At 46.5% G+C, this 1926-nt stretch carries 4 protein-coding genes; all 4 read right to left on the bottom strand.

Annotated features, from left to right (window positions below; genetic code table 11):
• Nucleotides 1-54: 54 nt before the first annotated feature.
• Genes H627_RS0115295 through H627_RS0115280 form a run of 4 tightly spaced genes read right to left on the bottom strand, consistent with a single transcriptional unit; the run spans nt 55 to nt 1866 of the window.
• Nucleotides 55-549: an HNH endonuclease gene (locus H627_RS0115295; protein WP_027829619.1), complete on the bottom strand. Its 495-nt coding sequence runs from the start codon at nt 547-549 to the stop codon at nt 55-57.
• Nucleotides 550-569: 20 nt separating this feature from the next.
• Nucleotides 570-1208 carry a hypothetical protein gene (locus H627_RS0115290; protein ID WP_027829618.1) on the bottom strand — a complete coding sequence of 213 codons (639 nt, stop codon included), beginning with the start codon at nt 1206-1208 and terminating at the stop codon, nt 570-572.
• A gap of 11 nt (nt 1209-1219) precedes the next feature.
• Nucleotides 1220-1543 carry a hypothetical protein gene (locus H627_RS18770; protein WP_051225487.1) on the bottom strand — a complete coding sequence of 108 codons (324 nt, stop codon included), beginning with the start codon at nt 1541-1543 and terminating at the stop codon, nt 1220-1222.
• A gap of 2 nt (nt 1544-1545) precedes the next feature.
• Nucleotides 1546-1866 (bottom strand): thioredoxin domain-containing protein, encoded by a 321-nt coding sequence (locus H627_RS0115280; RefSeq protein WP_027829617.1) that lies wholly within the window; start codon nt 1864-1866, stop codon nt 1546-1548.
• Nucleotides 1867-1926 lie beyond the last annotated feature (60 nt).

Here is a 1926-nt window from a genome sequence, read left to right as displayed (position 1 = left end):
CGGCAAATGGACACTGGTGTGTGAGGTCCCCTGCGACCTGCATAGGCCCCCCCGTTATTTTTTATGAGCAAGTACCCATGCTGATATTTTTTCTCGTGTCCATTTTGTCGCAGTATCAAGATTCTCTATTTGTGATTGTGATTTATATATCTTTTCCTCTAGCTGTGTTTTCCAATAGTGACAGCCCTTGCATAATACCCATAGGTTGTCATGATCTAAGCACTTGCTCCTGTCAATCCTCAAGGGAACGATGTGATCAGTGACTAGATAGCCAGGCTTGTCATACGTTCTGCCACAGATGGCGCATGTGAAGTAGGCATGAGCTTTAGCATCACGTGCAGTGTGTTCCCATATCTTAGACTTGTAGAATGCAGCAGACTCTTTGTCGCGCTTGTACTTGTCATAGTATGATGTGTCACGTTTAACGTGCTTTGCGACATCAGCATGGTTAGGCTTATACAGGGATGCGTGCTTAGCGCAGTATGGATTCTCTTGGCTATAAGGGATTACATTGTTACATCCAGCCTTGCGACACGCCTTCACGCGCATTGTGCTGCTCCTCCTTCGCTCTACTGTTTGAATAGATCGTTGCTGGGCAGATTACCCTGAGCAATGCCAACACGCTTGTCGCCATCAAGATCAAGGTACTCAATCTTGTAGTGGTTGTTTTCCCCGCTCACCAGCGTTTGGTCTCGCGTGTGCCAGTTCAGGTCTACACTGACAAGCCCATTGCCTGGCAGCTTGTCTACTTGCTTACCGTCAATCCAGATATGCGGCGCATCGTTAACGTCGTCGAATTCGATGCGCACATGCGGAACGTTTGCGCAATCAGGTAACGACATGCCTTCAGCCTTAGTAAACATGCCATCCTCGATCTCATTCAGCTTAGCCAAGAGCGGCTTAGCATCAACCGGCTTGAATTTCTTGTCGAAGTCTTCCTGACTCAGAACATCGACCGATTCAGGATATTTGCTACCGTCTTGGCTAATTTCACATACGATAACCGACCCACGTTTGACAGTTTTTGCCTCATTGTTTTTAACGCCAACTTCAATAGTCCATATCCCGCCATCCGCATAACACCCAATAATGTCTAACCGGATTCCGGCTTTCACTGCCTTCTCGCCCACAAATTTTCCAATATCTTCACAGTCCTCTGGCACCTTGATTGCAATGTATTCCATTGGTCGTTTCACTGCTTTAAACATTTTTATCACTCCTAAGATAATGTAATTGCTGCCGCACGGTCTTGCTCGCTGCCATAAATGCATCCAACATCCCATCCGGCATTCCTCAATGATTCAATCACTTCGTTGACGACTGCTACATTGTAATTGATAACACTCACATAAATTGGGTCCGCAGTACCGATGTTCTTTTCAATTGCAGCGTTTATTTTCCCGATCAATTTGTCTTTGTATTTCTTAGTTGCAGTGGCACGAGTTGGCAGGTATCCTTCCGTTTTTGATGGCACTGGTGCGGGTGGAGGCAACTGCCGATTAGACACCAGTTTTCTTGGGCCTTTAATATTATTTGAGAACATGCCTATCCCTCCGTGTATTGCTTGATCTTATCAACCCGCAAGTCTGACCAATAGTCAATTGGCTTGCTTCCCTCAAATATGTAAACTGCTGGCATGGATTGGACACCGCCAGCTTTGAGCGCCTTAATATCGTCCGCAGTTGCCGTCACAGCCTTGGTGTGCATCGCCTTGGATAACTGCCGCACTGTCTGCCGGCACTTCATACATCCTGGTTTCGTGTACACAATTGCTTTCAATTTCTTCCGTCCTTTCATCCACGCGTCCAAATCACGGTCAATCTGATACTCTTGTGGGCTGACATAGCCGTATTCGGTTTGCTTCATTTGATTAGCGCAGCTTGATCGCATCATACACACTCACAATCGCCAATGCCAGGAAGAAAA

The sequence above is a fragment of the Schleiferilactobacillus harbinensis DSM 16991 genome, assembly GCF_000425885.1.
GTDB classification, from domain to species: domain Bacteria; phylum Bacillota; class Bacilli; order Lactobacillales; family Lactobacillaceae; genus Schleiferilactobacillus; species Schleiferilactobacillus harbinensis.
The sequence above is the reverse complement of the archived record's forward strand: the minus strand, read 5'-3'. Positions and strand labels throughout refer to the sequence as shown.

Bases quoted from the DNA above. Each gene is read 5' to 3' on its own strand.
- H627_RS0115295 (WP_027829619.1), bottom strand. From the start codon at position 549: ATGCGCGTGAAGGCGTGTCGCAAGGCTGGATGTAACAATGTAATCCCT.
- H627_RS0115280 (WP_027829617.1), bottom strand. From the start codon at position 1,866: ATGAAGCAAACCGAATACGGCTATGTCAGCCCACAAGAGTATCAGATT.
- H627_RS18770 (WP_051225487.1), bottom strand. From the start codon at position 1,543: ATGTTCTCAAATAATATTAAAGGCCCAAGAAAACTGGTGTCTAATCGG.
- H627_RS0115290 (WP_027829618.1), bottom strand. From the start codon at position 1,208: ATGTTTAAAGCAGTGAAACGACCAATGGAATACATTGCAATCAAGGTG.